The sequence below is a fragment of the Bacteroides acidifaciens genome (assembly GCF_024623065.1).
GTDB lineage: Bacteria > Bacteroidota > Bacteroidia > Bacteroidales > Bacteroidaceae > Bacteroides > Bacteroides acidifaciens.
Genome location: NZ_JANJZR010000088.1, coordinates 1 through 15,511, shown reverse-complemented (window position 1 = coordinate 15,511; position 15,511 = coordinate 1). Strand labels below are relative to the sequence as shown.

At 40.5% G+C, this 15,511-nt stretch carries 12 protein-coding genes; all 12 read left to right on the top strand.

What is annotated here, in order from left to right; translation table 11 throughout:
• On the top strand, positions 1-1,692 hold a 1,692-nt coding region (locus NSB03_RS17605), incomplete at its 5' end, for a polysaccharide biosynthesis protein (protein ID WP_257466541.1).
• A gap of 16 nt (positions 1,693-1,708) precedes the next feature.
• Complete coding sequence (locus NSB03_RS17600; protein WP_024988448.1) at positions 1,709-2,542, top strand: polysaccharide biosynthesis/export family protein; 834 nt, start codon at positions 1,709-1,711, stop codon at positions 2,540-2,542.
• Positions 2,543-2,551: 9 nt separating this feature from the next.
• The gene (locus NSB03_RS17595; protein WP_024988449.1) at positions 2,552-4,978 is read left to right on the top strand and encodes a GumC family protein; all 2,427 of its coding nucleotides are present in this window, start codon (positions 2,552-2,554) and stop codon (positions 4,976-4,978) included.
• Between the two features lie 192 nt (positions 4,979-5,170).
• Positions 5,171-6,577, top strand: a complete 1,407-nt coding sequence (locus tag NSB03_RS17590) for an MATE family efflux transporter (protein ID WP_308164800.1) — start codon at positions 5,171-5,173, stop codon at positions 6,575-6,577.
• A 1-nt stretch (position 6,578) separates the two neighbouring features.
• Entirely contained in the window at positions 6,579-7,415 is an 837-nt protein-coding gene (locus NSB03_RS17585) for an SDR family NAD(P)-dependent oxidoreductase (RefSeq protein ID WP_121767063.1), read from the top strand.
• Between the two features lie 10 nt (positions 7,416-7,425).
• A complete protein-coding gene (locus NSB03_RS17580; RefSeq protein WP_217938269.1) occupies positions 7,426-9,183 on the top strand; it encodes a thiamine pyrophosphate-binding protein in 1,758 nt (585 codons plus the stop codon).
• Positions 9,184-9,185: 2 nt separating this feature from the next.
• The gene (locus NSB03_RS17575) at positions 9,186-10,325 is read left to right on the top strand and encodes a polysaccharide pyruvyl transferase family protein (protein ID WP_024988451.1); all 1,140 of its coding nucleotides are present in this window, start codon (positions 9,186-9,188) and stop codon (positions 10,323-10,325) included.
• A complete protein-coding gene (locus tag NSB03_RS17570) occupies positions 10,322-11,377 on the top strand; it encodes an acyltransferase family protein (protein WP_257466540.1) in 1,056 nt (351 codons plus the stop codon). The genes NSB03_RS17575 and NSB03_RS17570 overlap by 4 nt, the downstream gene beginning before the upstream one ends.
• Positions 11,378-11,539: 162 nt before the next feature.
• Positions 11,540-12,274, top strand: coding sequence for a glycosyltransferase family 2 protein (locus NSB03_RS17565; protein WP_024988454.1), 735 nt, complete (start codon positions 11,540-11,542; stop codon positions 12,272-12,274).
• Complete coding sequence (locus tag NSB03_RS17560) at positions 12,271-12,834, top strand: HAD family hydrolase (RefSeq protein ID WP_121767060.1); 564 nt, start codon at positions 12,271-12,273, stop codon at positions 12,832-12,834. Before NSB03_RS17565 ends, NSB03_RS17560 begins: the two co-directional genes overlap by 4 nt.
• Before the next feature lie 312 nt (positions 12,835-13,146).
• The gene (locus NSB03_RS17555; protein WP_245001060.1) at positions 13,147-14,781 is read left to right on the top strand and encodes a phosphotransferase; all 1,635 of its coding nucleotides are present in this window, start codon (positions 13,147-13,149) and stop codon (positions 14,779-14,781) included.
• An 87-nt stretch (positions 14,782-14,868) separates the two neighbouring features.
• The coding region (locus tag NSB03_RS17550) for an acyltransferase family protein (protein ID WP_257466539.1) at positions 14,869-15,511 on the top strand (643 nt) is incomplete at its 3' end.

Genomic DNA, 15,511 nt, shown 5'->3' with positions numbered 1-15,511 from the left:
CGTTTTTCTCAGGCACGCGAGCTTTGGCGTATCATGTGCGCTGTATTATTCAAGGTCGGATGTTTGTCCGTGATTTCCTTCTGGATTATATCCGACACACAACTGCTTGATAATTATAAAGTCTCCTACCTTCTGTTTGACGGTCTGTTGACGCTGGCTGCTCTGACGGTCTTTCGTGTTTCTCTTATCATCACTTACGATCTATTGTTGGATTGGGTAAATAAAAAGAATACACGTATCCTTATTTATGGCGTTGACGAGGAGAGTGTGGCTTTGAAGTTGCGTCTCCGTGACAGTGCCCATTATAAGGTTGCAGGCTTTTATGTTTATGGTAAAAGCAACAGCCGTCGCCGCTTGGCGGACCTTCCTATTTATTATTTTGAGAACGAAGCGGATGTTGACTATATAATACGTAAACGTGGTATTAAGGGTATTCTGTTTGCCCGTTATGAGGATACCCGTCTGGAGGAGAACCGCCTTTTGGAGTATTGTAAAAGCAATAAACTTAAAACTCTGATTGCTCCTACTATCAGTGAGGCGGATTCCGACGGTAATTTCCACCAGTGGATACGTCCCATTAAGATTGAAGACTTGCTGGGCCGTGCTGAAATAAACATCAATCTTCGTCAGGTCGCTGAAGAATTCAGGGGAAAAGTGGTGTTGGTAACCGGTGCTGCCGGCAGTATCGGTAGTGAACTTTGCCGTCAGCTGGTACAGATGGATATTCGGAAACTCATCATGTTCGACTCTGCCGAGACTCCTTTGCATAATGTCCGTCTTGAATTTGAGAAGAATTATCCAGCCATAGATTTCATACCTGTGATTGGCGACGTGCGTGTGAAGGAACGTGTACGCATGGTATTCGATCTCTATCATCCTCAAATCGTTTTTCATGCCGCCGCTTACAAACATGTGCCTTTGATGGAGGAGAATCCCTGCGAAGCCGTACTGGTGAATGTCACAGGTTCCCGTCAGGTAGCTGATATGGCAGTGGAATACGGTGCGGAAAAAATGATTATGGTCTCCACGGATAAAGCCGTTAATCCTACCAATGTGATGGGCTGTTCCAAACGCCTGGCTGAAATCTATGTGCAGAGTCTGGGCTGTGCTATTCGTGAGGGAAAGGTGAAAGGCAATACCAAATTCATCACTACCCGTTTCGGTAATGTATTGGGCAGTAACGGTTCAGTTATTCCTCGCTTTAGAGAACAGATTGAGAATGGAGGACCTGTCACAGTTACCCATCCCGATATCATCCGCTTCTTCATGACTATTCCTGAGGCTTGCCGTTTGGTAATGGAAGCCGCTACGATGGGAGAGGGTAATGAAATCTTTGTCTTTGAGATGGGTAAGGCAGTTAAGATTGTCGACTTGGCTACCCGTATGATTGAACTGGCCGGTTATCGTCCGGGAGAGGATATCAAGATTGAATTCACCGGCTTACGCCCTGGTGAGAAGCTTTATGAAGAGGTGTTGAGCGATAAAGAAAATACGATTCCGACAGAGAATAAGAAAATCATGATCGCCAAAGTCCGTCGGTATGAATATGCCGATATCCTTGATACGTACACAGAGTTTGAGAGACTTTCCCGTGCGGTTAAGATCATGGATACGGTCAGGCTGATGAAGAAAGTGGTTCCTGAATTCAAATCAAAGAATTCTCCGCGATTTGAGGCACTGGATAAAGAATAATAAACTTGAGAAATTTATGGATAAATCATTTTGTACTTGTTTGAGTGTACAAGGAATGGGCACTGGATTGCTTCTTTGTTTAGTAGCGATATTTTTGTTTGCTTCCTGTCAGTCGTATAAAAAAGTACCTTATTTACAGGATGTAAAGGTCGTGGAACAAACAGTTCAACAGGGAAATCTGTATGATGCCAAGATAATGTCTAAAGACCTGCTTACTATTGTAGTTTCATGTACCAGTCCGGAATTGGCTGTCCCATTCAATCTGACTGTTGCCAGTCCCGCCAGTGGGGCTGCCAGAAATAACCAACTGACTACCCAACCCGTTCTACAGTCTTATCTGGTAGATAATGACGGAAAAATCAATTTTCCTGTTCTAGGTGAATTGAAGGTAGGTGGTCTGACCAAGAAAGAGGCCGAACAATTAATTATAGAAAAGTTGAAACCCTACATCAAGGAGACTCCGATAGTTACTGTTCGCATGGTAAACTATAAAATTTCTGTATTAGGCGAGGTTGCTCGTCCGGGTACGTTTACTATTAACAATGAGAAAGTCAACCTGTTGGAAGCCCTTGCCATGGCTGGTGATATGACCGTCTGGGGTGTCCGTGACAATGTCAAGCTGATTCGTGAAGGTGCTGACGGCAGGCAAGAGATTGTGACATTGGACTTGAACAGTGCGGAGACCATTCTTTCCCCCTATTATTGGTTACAGCAGAATGATATAGTTTATGTGACTCCGAACAAGGCGAAGGCCCGTAACTCCGGTATAGGTAACAGTACAAGTTTGTGGTTCTCCGCTACTTCTATTCTGGTGTCATTGGCAAGCTTATTAGTAACAATCTTCAAATAGTATTATCGCATGATTGAGGGAAAAAACGGGAAACACATGGAACAATCTGAAGAACAGGTAAATATTCAGGAAATCTTTTTTCGTTATCTGATTCATTGGCCTTGGTTTGTAGTTTCGGTAATAGTCTGTGTGGCTTGTGCGTGGGGATATCTGCGTTTGACAACCCCTGTTTATAATATTACTGCCACTGTCCTTATCAAGGACGAGAAGAAAGGTGGTGGTGCAAGTATGTCTTCCGAATTGGAAAAGATGGGATTGGACGGTTTCGTCTCCTCATCCAATAATGTAGACAATGAGATCGAAGTACTTCGTTCAAAGTCTCTAGCCAGGGAAGTGGTAAACAATTTGGGGTTATTCGTGACTTATATGGACGAGGACAGGTTTCCCAAGAGGGATCTGTATCGTACTTCCCCAGTTCTGGTAAGCCTGACTCCACAGGAAGCGGATAAACTTCCTCAGACAATGGAGGTGGGTATGTCTTTGCAACCCGTCGGTACGATGGATGTACAGATTAGGGTTGGAAAAAAGGAGTACCGGAAACGTTTTGAGAAATTACCTGCCGTATTTCCGACTGATGAAGGCACGGTTGCTTTTTTTGCGAATAACGATACTCTGTCACCTATCCGTCCGGAAAGTGTAATAAAAGAACGTCATATTACTGCTTATATTAACAGGCCTTTTGCTGTAGCGAAAAAATATGCAGATTTCCTGTCAATCGTTCCTACCTCAAAGGCGACTTCCGTTGTGACCGTTTCACTCAAAAACTCGAACACTCAACGTGGCAAAGACTATATAGACAAGCTGCTTGAAATGTATAATATCAATGCCAACAATGACAAGAATGAGGTGGCTCAGAAGACCGCTGAATTTATTGATGAACGTATTGGTATTATTTCCAAGGAGTTGGGCAGTACGGAACAGGATTTGGAGAATTTTAAACGTAGTGCCGGTATTACGGATTTGAGTAGTGAAGCCCAGATTGCCTTGACAGGTAATGCCGAATACGAGAAGAAGCGTGTGGAGAATCAGACCCAGATTAATCTTGTCATGGATTTGCAAAGATACCTGCAGGGTACCGAGTATGAGGTGTTACCTTCAAATGTCGGTTTACAGGATGCTGGTGTAGCGGGAGCAATTGATCGGTATAATGAAATGGTGTCCGAGCGTAACCGTCTGCTACGTACATCTACGGAAAGCAACCCGGCAATTGTAAATCTAAATGCCAGCATCCGTGCGATGCGCGGTAATATACAGACCACCTTGGATGCAACATTGAAAGGCCTTGAGATTACTAAGGCTGATTTGGTTCGTGAGGCAGGTCGTTATTCCCGTCGTATCAGTGACGCGCCCACTCAGGAACGACAGTTTGTGAGTATTGCCCGCCAACAGGAAATCAAGTCTGGTCTGTATCTGATGCTGCTTCAGAAACGTGAAGAAAATGCCATCACCTTGGCTGCTACTGCCAATAATGCAAAGATTATTGATGAAGCTTTGTCGGATGACAGTCCAGTCTCTCCCAAAAGGATGATGATTTATTTGGTTTCCTTAGTATTCGGAATAGGTATTCCGGTAGGTATCATTTATCTGATTGGTCTGACCAAGTTCAAGATAGAAGGTCGTGCTGATGTTGAAAAGTTGACTTTGCTTCCTGTTGTCGGTGATATTCCGTTAGCAGACGAAAAGGCGGGTTCTATTGCGGTATTTGAAAATAAGAATAACCTGATGAGTGAGACTTTTCGGAATGTACGTACCAACCTTCAGTTTATGCTTGAACAAGGTAAGAACGTGATTTTGGTAACTTCTACAATCAGTGGTGAAGGAAAGTCTTTTGTATCAGCCAATCTGGCAATCAGTCTCTCTTTGTTGGGGAAAAAGGTTGTGATAGTAGGATTAGACATCCGTAAACCGGGGTTGAACAAAGTATTCAATATTTCTAAGAAGGAGCATGGTATTACTCAGTTCCTGACTAATCCGACTATGAATCTGATGGACTTGGTACAACCTTCTGACATAAATAAGAATCTGTTTATTCTTCCCGGTGGAACCGTTCCTCCTAATCCGACAGAATTGTTGGCTCGTGACGGGTTGGAGAAAGCTATTGAAATCTTGAAGAAGAATTTTGATTACGTAATATTGGATACGGCTCCGGTGGGTATGGTAACAGATACTTTACTCATAGGACGTGTGGCAGACTTATCCGTTTATGTATGTCGTGCTGATTACACCCGTAAAGCAGAGTTTACTTTGATTAACGAACTCGCCGAAAATGATAAATTGCCTAGTCTTTGTATTGCCATCAATGGTTTTGATCTTCAGAAGAAGAAATACGGCTATTACTATGGTTATGGTAAATATGGCAAGTATTATGGCTATGGTAAACGGTATGGTTATGGCTATGGCTATGGCTATGGAGAACATAAGTCAAGTAAAAAGTAAATATCTCATTTTTTAATAATCTGCTAGAGAAGATAATTAGTCTTTTTGCAATATATGTCAGAACTACAAATAAGTAATTCGCAATCAAACAATAGGCGGATAGCAAAGAATACTGTTTTACTTTATTTTCGTACACTTTTTATCATGATGATTACGCTATACACAAGTCGTGTCATCTTGAACCAACTCGGAGTGGAAGACTATGGTATATATAATGTTGTAGGCGGTGTAGTTGCAATGTTTTCAGTAATATCTGCTGCTCTCTCTTCTGCTATTAGTCGCTTTATTACTTTTGAATTAGGCAGAGGTAATACATATAGGTTGAGCACTATCTTTTCTACGAGCGTCAATATTCAGGTGGGAATATCTCTTATCGTTTTGCTCCTTGGCGAAATTATAGGTGTATATTTTCTTAATTGTAAGATGTCCATTCCCCTTGAACGAATTAGTGCAGCTAATTGGGTCTTTCAATGCTCGCTTATCACCTTTTGTATTAATTTGGTTAGTGTTCCTTATAATGCTTGTATTATTGCTCATGAGCGGATGTCTGCATTTGCTTATATCAGCATTCTTGAAGCAGCTTTGAAACTAGTTATTTGCTACATGCTTATTATTTCGCCATGGGATAAACTTATCTTCTATTCAGTTTTGATAGTTGCGGTATCTGTCATTATTCGTTTTACTTATAGCATTTATTGTAATATATATTTTGAAGAGAGTCATTACAAATGGAAGTATGATAAGGCAATTTTACGAGAAATGACAAGTTTTGCTGGTTGGAATTTTTTTACGAATGTAGCATATGTTTTTAACACTCAAGGTGTCAGCCTTCTTATAAATATTTTTTTTGGTGTTACACTAAATGCCACTCGAGGAATAGCTTCGCAAGTTGAAAGTGCAGTAATGCAGTTTGTTAACAACTTCACCACTGCTATTAATCCACAGATTACCAAGTGTTATGCAGCTGGTGAGAAAGAACAGATGTTTACTCTTATTTGCCGTGGAGCTAAGTTTTCATATTTGCTCCTTCTAATATTTGCACTTCCTCTTATGATTGAGACTGAATACATTCTTACTTTATGGCTTAAGATTGTGCCAGAACTGACTGTCATTTTCGTTCGTCTTACACTGATAAGCGTAATGGTTAATATACTTGGGAATAGTTGCTATACTGCTTGTATGGCAACAGGAAATATCAAACGATATGTGATATGGGTTACATTTGTGGGTTTACTTGTTTTTCCTTTTACTTGGATTGCTTATGCTTGTGATTTATCAGCGGAGAGCGCTTATATTATTTATATCTTGGTTTATGTGGGTGTGGATATTACTCGTCTTTACATCATGAAAGGGTTGCTTCATTTTCCAATAATAATATTTGTAAAGAATGTCTTGTATCCTATTACTTTTACTACAGTTATCGGAGTTATTCTCCCTGTGCTTGTGGTAATGCATATGCAATCGTCATTCTTTCGTATGATTGTCTCCTGTTTGGTTAGTTTTATTTCTGTAGGATTAGCTGCTTGTTATATCGGTTTAACCAAACATGAGCGTGAAATGACATTTGGGAAAGTCTGGGCAAAAATAAAAAAAGGATAATATGTCAGTAGTAAATAAATTGAAGTACATGGTTTCTTTTCTTCTCCATGGTAACCCCAAAAAGACTATAGCCAACATCAGCTATCTTCACCCTAATCACCAGTTGCAAGGTAAGAAGATTATTATTACTGGTGGTGGCAGGGGACTTGGTTTTGCTATGGCAAAGAAGTTCAAGGCCGAGGGGGCAGTGGTGCTGATTGCAGGAAGAAACGAGGGTATATTAAAGGCAAGTGCCGAAGAAATTGGTTGCAAATATCTTCAGCTTGATGTGCGGAATGTCGATTCATTCAAATCTTTCATAGATGAAGCGGACAAACAGCTTGGTGGTGTCAATTGTATCGTAAATAATGCAGGAATTTCTCTTCATGAAAATGGTTTTCTTGATGTTTCTTTAAAACAGTTTGACTCTCAGTTTGACACAAATCTTAAAGGAGCTTTTTTCTTGACTCAATGTTTTATCAATAAATCTATGGAAAATAAAACAGAAGGTACCAAAAATATACTTTTCACTTCTTCAGAGACTAGTATTACAGTTGATGAACGTCCGTACGGATTAACAAAAGCTGCGCTTAATAGTCTTGTCCAAGGACTTGCTTATCGTTATGTGAATGAAGGTTATCGTATTAATGCTGTTGCTCCTGGAGTTACAGTATCTGATATGGTGGGAGCTGGAACTGATGGAAATCTCACCTGTAATTATAACATTACAGACCGTTACTACTTGCCTGAAGAAGTGGCAGAAGTTGCTTGTTTTCTTCTCAGTGATGCTTCTAATTGTCTCAATGGGCAGATACTTGTTTGCAATGAAGGAAAAACGATTAATGCTCGATGGAAATAATGATATAATAATGAAAAAGAAATACTATACCAACGAACGGAATGTACAGATAGTCATAGCATTACTTAAAGCTTACAACATTCGAAAAGTGATTGCGTCTCCTGGTACTACCAACATGACATTTATCGGTAGTATTCAGAATGATCCCTTCTTTGAAATTTATTCATCAGTTGATGAACGTAGTGCTGCTTATATTGCTTGTGGACTTGCAGCAGAAAGTGGTGAACCTGTAGTAATTAGTTGTACAGGGGCAACCGCATCCCGAAACTATATGCCGGGACTCACAGAGGCTTATTATCGCAAGTTGCCCATATTAGCTATCACTTCGCACCGTGGGGATGCTTCCATTGGACATCTGGTAGATCAGCAGATTGACCGCCGCAACATACCTAATGATATTGCGATGACTAGTGTAACAGTTCCTCTTGTTAAAGAAATAGCTGATGGATGTTATTGTATGAATGAGGCTATCAAAGCTATTCTTGCCCTTCGTCAGCACGGTGGTGGACCTGCTCATATAAATATGCATACAGGGTATTCACTGGATTTTTCAGTTAAAGAATTACCAATTGTACGTAAAATTGAACTACATACTGCTTTTGATAAACTTCCCGATCTTCAGGAAGGTAAGCGTGTGGCTATTTTTATTGGTGCTCATAAACCTTTTACTGTAGAAGAGACAAATGCCATTGACCACTTTTGTGAAGCGCACGATGCAGTTGTTTTTTGTGATCATACTAGTGGCTATCGTGGTAGGTTCGAGACTCATTTCTCTCTCTTTTTCACACAGGATAATTATCGTTCGCCTTTTTTGAGTGCAGATATCCTAATTCATCTTGGTGAAGTTTCAGGAGATTTGGCACGCATGAGTATCGGTGGGGTATGGCGAGTTAGTGAGGATGGAATTCTTCGCAATACTTTCGGTTGTCTTACTCATATTTTTGAGATGCCAGAGAGTTATTTCTTCGAGGTATATACTCCAGAGAATTACACACCTCGTACAAATTTTTATGATGCATGTCAGCAGGAACTTAAGGGAGCATTAGCCAAACTTCCTGAACTCCCTTTTAGTAATGTATGGATGGCTCAACAGATTCATGACGGATTACCGGAGAATAGTTATTTTCATATGGGGATTTACAATTCTCTTCGTAGTTACAACTTTTTCTCTCTTCCAAAGTCGGTTATATCTTCATGTAATGTTGGGGGATTCGGTATTGATGGTGGTGTGTCAACCCTTGTGGGGGCTTCTTTAGCCCATCCTGACAAGTTGCATATCGGTATTTTTGGTGATCTTGCTTTTTTCTATGATATGAATGTTTGTGGCAATCGTCATGTAGGTAATAATGTTCGTATTTTACTTATCAATAATGGTAAGGGTAACGAGTTTAGAAATTATGGTCATTATTGTTCCATTTTGGGAGAAGATGCCGATAAATATGTGGCGGCCGCTGGGCATTATGGACAGAAATCATCAGTTCTTGTTAAGCATTATGCAGAAGATTTGGGTTATGAGTATTATCAGGCAAGTACCAAAGAGGAGTTCCTTCTAAATGTCGATAAGTTCTTGAATCCAATTATTGGTGACAAACCAGTCATTTTTGAAGTATTTACTACTACTGAGGGTGAGAGTGATGCTATCCAGATTATGCGCACTTATCTCAATGATTATAAGATAATCATCAAGAATAAGATTATAGGAACTGTACGTATGGTTCTTGGAAAAAATGGAATAGAGACAGTCAGGAGATTGTTAGGTAAATATTGAATATGAGAATAGGGATCCTTACTCAGCCACTCTATTGTAACTATGGTGGTCTTCTCCAATGTTATGCGCTTCAGCATACTTTGCAACGTATGGGGCATGAAGCTATTGTTGTACGGCGTGAATGGAACAGGCAGTATAGTTTTAAAGGGGCTTACATCTATTACGTTAAGCATATAGTGAAGATGCTGATGGGTAAACGTGAGTCTTGGCATTATTATGTGGCTCAGGAGAAGCGTGATTATATAGCTCAGAATACATATAAGTTTATAAATAAGCATATAATTCCTTACTCTAATTATTGTTATTCTACGGAAGAATTGAGAAACGAGGTAGAACGGCTGCAGTTGGATGCTATCATTGTAGGTAGTGACCAAGTATGGCGTCCTCATTACTCTCCTTGTCAGCCTAATTATTTCCTAGATTTTCTCCCTCTGGATAGCCGTATTAAGCGTATCAGTTATGCTGCTTCTTTTGGTGGTGATGATTGGTTGTTTTCTCCAGAACTAACTGCTCAATGTAGCAAACTTCTTAAACGTTTTGATGCTGTTTCCGTACGTGAGCAGTCAGCCATAGGGCTTTGTAAAAAGTATTTTAATGTGGATGCTGTACAAGTTCTTGATCCTACAATGTTGCTTGAATCAGTGGATTATAAGGTAATTATAGGTTCATGCTCAAAAGACAGAGGTAGTCTCTTTTGTTATATATTAGACAGAACAGAAGAAAAAAATAATATAATTAAGAAAATAGCGGAAAGGGTAGGGAAGAAACCATTTGAATCAATGCCTGAGTTACCGGATGAGGTTTATAATCTCTATGGTAAGATAGATAAATGTATTTATCCTCCTGTTGAGGATTGGGTATCAGCTTTCATGGAGGCTGATATGGTTGTTACTGATTCATTTCATGGGACTGTTTTTAGTATCATTTTCAATAAACCTTTTTGGGTGGTAGGTAACGAAAGTCGTGGAATGGCACGTTTTCAGAGTCTTTTGTCTATGTATGGATTGGAAGATAGATTGATTACTGCCAAATCATTGCAGGAGATTGACTTTAATACAACCATTAAATGGGACAGTGTCAATGAGAAGAGAAGAATGTTACAGGTGAAATCAAAAGAGTTTATCACAAAAGCATTATTATGAGTACGATAACTTTCGGTCGTGATAAGACACAAATACTTAAAGGTATTGCTCTATTATTGATGCTTATTCACCATACGAGTAATCCTTCGTATTGGTCGGAGAGAGGGACGTCATTGTATTCTTATTTTGAACATCAAGTAGCATCAACAAAAATGTGTGTGTATATTTTTGCTTTTCTTGTTGGCTATGGTTTCTTTTGTTCAAAGAACAAGACATTGAAATATAGCCTCAAGCGTATACTCCTGTTGATAGTACCCTTTTGGACGATGCTATTTTGTATGTTTGTTCCTGCTGCATACGCATCTGGTGAATTTTATGATGTATTGGACTGTAATGCAATAGGGAGTAAAAATGGTATTGTAGAGTTGTTCTACAATATGTTTGGTTTCGTGGAGACGCTCAATTGGTATAGTTGGTTCGTTGGCTTCTATTGCTTTAGCATGCTGCTTATGCCTGCACTACATAAGTTTTTTCAGAAGTTCCAGTGTTTTGGATGGTTGATTGCTATTATAGTATTCTACATACTTGCTGTAGGCATTCACTCCATTCGTGATTGGGATACTATGCCTATCGTTCACATGATGTTCATAACTTGTACGCTCATACCTCTGATTATAGTGGGCTATATGTGTGCGATGTGGAATGTGCAAGGCAAGATCCCTACATGGTTTGAGGGTAGGGAGCATATACCATTGGCATTGCTTACTATTGCAGCAGTATTGGTGGTAAATGCTCTCAAGATCCAGACCGCAGGCTTCTGCATACAGGCATTCTATACTCCACTGCTCATCTTTGCTGTTGTTGGCATTTTTAATAGCGTCAATGTGAAGTGGTTGAGCAAGGGATTGATGCAAGTTGGCGACCTCTCGATGTATATGTGGTTTTTTCATGCCATCTTCTTTACTGAGTCGGTTAATCTCTATACTAAACGATTAGTCTTCAGTCCTATACATAGTTACTTATACACTCTCTTCATGACCTTTGTACTAACCTATATCGGTTCGTGGATAATTAAGAAAATTATTTCACCTATATTGAATGTGATTAAATGAAATTTAATATTGTATTCTAGTTTCCTGTGCATGAGAAGTTTGAGGTAATTATAGATTGATTGTTAGATATTACTACTTCTAATCGGAATTGTGCAGTTGTTTTACTCATTCAGGTGAAATGATAAAGATATTCAAAGACAAATTTGGTAAATAATAAACAATATGAGACGTCTACACATTGTTATGCCTATGGCTGGCGAGGGCTCTCGTTTTGCTAATGCGGGCTGGACCACTCCGAAACCTCTCATTGAGCTTAACGGTCAGCCTCTGTTTAAACGTGCTATTAGTAGTGTGGTTGCTGAGGGTATTGAGATGAAGTATAGCTTCATCGTGCGTCAAGAACACATCAATAAGTATGGTATCGATGCAGGTATCAAATTATTCCTGCCTGAGGCTAATATCTTCTCAGTAATGAAGACTACCCGTGGAGCTGTTGAGAGCTGTCTGATTGCAGAGAGTGCTATTGCAGATGATGATGCCGTCATCGTGATGGATTGTGATTTGGAGTTCAGGAGTGTGAAGTTCATCGAGATCATTAAACAGATCCTTTCTCTGTCGATGGAGGAAGCTAACGGTGGTGCTCTTGTCAGTTTCGAGTCCGAGCAGCCTAAGTACAGTTATGCAGAGGTCGGTGAGGACGGTTACGTAATACGTACAGCCGAGAAAGAGGTCATCTCCAATCACGCCCTTTGTGGTGCTTACCTCTTTTCTACAGGTAAGCGTTTCAAGGAGATCGCACATCAGTTGCTTAATGAAGCTGAGTTCAAAAAAAACGAGTACTACGTGAGCCTGCTATATAACTATATGCTGGCAGCAGGGGAACGCGTTCGGCTCGCACCTATGGAAGAATACTACTCATACGGAACCCCCGAAGAACTGCAAAGATATTTGCTATGATTAAGGCAATAATTACAGATTTTGATGGCACACTGGTCGATACTTTTGAGGCTAATCTTCGCGCTTATCAAGAAGCGTTTGCCAGTATAGGCGAAACGCTTACTTCAGAGCGCTATCGTGAGTGTTTCGGATATCGCTTTGAGCACTTTATGTTAGAAATTGGTATCAATGATGTAGCAAAAGTAAATGCAATCAAAAAGGCGAAGAAAGAAGCTTATCCTAAGTATTTTGACAGTCTTCGTCCTAATAAGGCGCTAATCTCATTGATCGAGACTTTCAAAGTAATGGGAGCAAAGACGGCAATTGCCTCAACAGCTCGGAAGGAGAATCTCATGAATGCAGCTACATTCCTTGGAGTTGATAAACATTTTGATTTGATTTTTGCAGGAGTGGATGTAAAGGAAGGTAAACCATCACCAGAGATTTATCTTAAAGCGATGGAAACTCTTGGTGTCAAACCTGAAGAAACTTTGATATTTGAAGACAGTCAAGTTGGTATTGATGCAGCAAAGGGTTCAGGAGCGCAATGTATGGTAGTCTCGGAGAAACAGTTTTTGTGATTTGAAATATTTTAAGAAATGATAATAAGTATTTCAAAAGACAAGACAACTGTTTTGAAGGGGATAGCAATTGTTTTCATGATACTCCATCATTGTTTGATTAAGGAGTTTTATGCTGAACCGCCAGTTCATCCATTGCATATTTTTTAGTGTTGCTACTAGAGGCGTTTTCCAAGATATGCCAATATGGATTAACTCAGTACCTATAGTTTTCGTTATTGTAACGTTGATTTCTTACGTTATTGCAGCAATGTTGATAAAATCAGAAAAGTTATTGATTAAGTTAAAAGTAACGTCTTTTAAAAGAAGAGTATGAAGATAGAAGTTAAAGGACATAGTGGATGCCAGATTGATGTGGTCAATGAGGGCAATGAGATTTATGTGTATAAATCCACGGCAGATCCAAAGTACATTAAGCGCCTTGTTTTGCAGGCAGAGAAACAACGTGCAGCAGCAGAGATAGAACATCAGCATATCCGTGTGCCTAAAATTTACGATGTTGAGAAAACTGATGAGACCGTTGTGGTCAAGATGCAATATGTGTACTCTAAAAACTTCATCGAGTTCTTCGAGCAGGCAGGCTTTGAGCAAGTGGATTACCTGATTGGTGCATTGGAGTACTTTGTGGAACATGAGATCAGCAAAAGCAAGCTGCAGACTGTATCTTCTAAGATATTTCAAGATAAGTTTTCCGAAATCAAATGCAAGTGCGAGCACAATCCACTCTATCAGGATGACGAGCGTATTGCTTCCATTCTTAGCCGCTCTGAACAGGTCTTTACTAATCTCAAGGACATGCTTATTCCCGTAGGACTTTGCCATGGTGACCTCACCTTTAGCAACATCCTGTTCAATGGTAACAACTACTATCTCATAGACTTCCTCGATAGCTTTCTCGAGACCCCCTTGCAGGACATTGTCAAGCTTCGTCAGGATACCCGCTATCGTTGGTCACAACTGATGTACACCAAGCGATATGATGCTGTCCGTCTGCATATTGTGCTCGATAAGATAGACCGCGAGATTGATTCCTACTTCAGCAATAAGTATGAGTGGTATCGTACTAACTATCCTGTTATGCAGCTCATGAACATCCTCCGCATTCTGCCGTATGCGCATGAGGAGAAGGTCCTCTGTTTTCTCAAGGAGACTCTTGAGTCGCTACTTGATGGTTTAGATGGTAAGAGATATGTGGAGAATGTAGGAGACTGTGGAGAAGGTACTTCTTCTCAAACTTTCTCAAATCCTCTCAATACTCGCAAGAGCTTGCTTGTTCCCGTAGCTGCCGACAAACCAGAGTATGAAAATGGGCTTCCATATGTCTTTGGTTTGGACAAGGATGGCGTGATCATTTGTATAAAGAGCATCATGGGGTTGGAGTTCGAGAAGTTCGATAATATCTATTTTACTGTCCTTCGCAAGCATAATGAGCGCTTCTTTGTGGCTGACTCACTGAAACTTCAGTTCAAACGTCTCGGCATCAAGAACGCTAAGGTAGTGGTGCTCGATGAACCCACGCAGGATCAAGCTGAGACTATTTATCGCACCATCATGCTGGAACGGATAGAGGATAGTATCTTTATCAAGGATGCCGACTGTTTCTTCCGTACCGACCTTACCGATGGGAATGCTGTAGCCATCTTCCCTATTGAGCAGTTGGAGGTTTTGTCACCTAAAGACAAGAGTTATGCAGCTGTTGATGATATGTACTATCTTACCAACATCATCGAGAAGACTGTGGTGGGTCGCTACATCAGTGCCGGCGGTTACGCTATCAAGCGAGTGGAGACCTTCCTATACTACTATAACTGTCTTCGTCAGTATGGGCGTCTCTACCTCTCCCACATAATCTATGCTATGCTTCTCGACAAGAAGCCTTTCCGCCCGATGATGGTGGAAGAGTATAAGGACTGGGGAACACAACGTGATTTGATGAGATACGAGTAAGTATGTTTAATAAGTCCCGAATCATCAAATTAGAAGATTAGCGAACAACAGTTCTCACATTCGCTAATTCGTGATAAGAAGAATCCAATGATTAATGTACAACGGAATCATACAATAGACTCACTGAAGCTGCTGTGCGCGACACTCGTAGTGTTCATACATTGCGAGTATCCATATAAAGTTAATGTGTTGCCTGTCACCGAGGTGGCTGTACCTCTGTTCTTTGCCCTCTCTGGCTACTTCATCTTTGGTGCAAAGCGTAAGTGGGAACGCATAGGTCGTATAGCCAAGATCTTTGCTTGGAGTGCAGCACTCTATCTACTCAAGACCGAAATGGTTCAGCTGCTGACTATTCATCGGCCTTGGATGCCTACATGGAAGAATATCACCGATCTGATCCTTTTCAACGATGTGACATTCAGCATACACCTTTGGTATCTGCCTGCCTACATCTACGTGTTGGTTATAGTCTTCCTTATAGATATGTACAATGTGTGGCGATGGGCGTTCTGGTCGATACTGCCTCTGCTGCTGACAGGCGTATTCGTCAAGTATAATATAGCTGATGTATGCCCTGAGGATACTCAGTATTTTCGCAATGCCTATTTCAATGGTCTACCGTACTTCCTTTTGGGAGCTTGTGTTAAAATTACCCCCCCCCCAGACCGTCCGAGAACTCTGATTTTCGCTGTAGGATGGCATTCTTGCAGCGGATTTGAGGTCGTAGAGA

Excerpts from the sequence above, each read along its gene's own strand:
- NSB03_RS17565 (WP_024988454.1), top strand. The coding sequence starts at position 11,540 with ATGAGACGTCTACACATTGTTATGCCTATGGCTGGCGAGGGCTCTCGT.
- NSB03_RS17555 (WP_245001060.1), top strand. The coding sequence starts at position 13,147 with ATGAAGATAGAAGTTAAAGGACATAGTGGATGCCAGATTGATGTGGTC.
- NSB03_RS17600 (WP_024988448.1), top strand. The coding sequence starts at position 1,709 with ATGGATAAATCATTTTGTACTTGTTTGAGTGTACAAGGAATGGGCACT.
- NSB03_RS17570 (WP_257466540.1), top strand. The coding sequence starts at position 10,322 with ATGAGTACGATAACTTTCGGTCGTGATAAGACACAAATACTTAAAGGT.
- NSB03_RS17585 (WP_121767063.1), top strand. The coding sequence starts at position 6,579 with ATGTCAGTAGTAAATAAATTGAAGTACATGGTTTCTTTTCTTCTCCAT.
- NSB03_RS17595 (WP_024988449.1), top strand. The coding sequence starts at position 2,552 with ATGATTGAGGGAAAAAACGGGAAACACATGGAACAATCTGAAGAACAG.
- NSB03_RS17580 (WP_217938269.1), top strand. The coding sequence starts at position 7,426 with ATGAAAAAGAAATACTATACCAACGAACGGAATGTACAGATAGTCATA.
- NSB03_RS17575 (WP_024988451.1), top strand. The coding sequence starts at position 9,186 with ATGAGAATAGGGATCCTTACTCAGCCACTCTATTGTAACTATGGTGGT.
- NSB03_RS17560 (WP_121767060.1), top strand. The coding sequence starts at position 12,271 with ATGATTAAGGCAATAATTACAGATTTTGATGGCACACTGGTCGATACT.